The organism is Roseateles sp. AC306 (assembly GCF_979253795.1).
Map to the genome: position 1 here is coordinate 1 of NZ_CEEDEB010000053.1, position 425 is coordinate 425.

Annotated in this window: 1 protein-coding gene; it reads right to left on the reverse strand. The window is 64.2% G+C overall.

Translation table 11 applies throughout. The annotated features are described in order from the left end of the window. Positions 1–205: 205 nt before the first annotated feature. On the reverse strand, positions 206–425 hold a 220-nt coding region (locus AC0IZJ_RS28360), incomplete at its 5' end, for a hypothetical protein (protein WP_471855597.1).

Here is a 425-nt window from a genome sequence, read left to right on the forward strand (position 1 = left end):
ATTTCGCCCCCGCGGGCGACCTACTTTTTGCGCCGCCAAAAAGTAGGCAAAAAGCTCTCCCCTGCGAAACCGCCCCTGCGGGGTTCCTTGCGATGCTCGAAACCCGGGGCCGCGCCGAACTCGCGTCGCTACGCTCTGCTCAAACAGGCGGCGCGAAGTCAGAGCTTGAGGCTCGCTGCGCTCGCGCCCCGGGCTTCTGCGCTTCTCAGCGGTTTAGAAGGGGAGGCCCCCAAACAGCCGAGCAGCCGAACAGCCAACAGCCAAACCCGAAGTGCGGGTGGTGGATGTATTTCTGCATGCCCCCTTTTAGCCCCGCCGAGCAGCGGAAGGCCTTGAGGGCGTGCGCGAAGCGCACTTCAAGAACTGACTCCGTGCGGTTGTTTGACCGCAGCGTAGCGAAGGGAGTTCCGCGCGGGCCCTCAAGG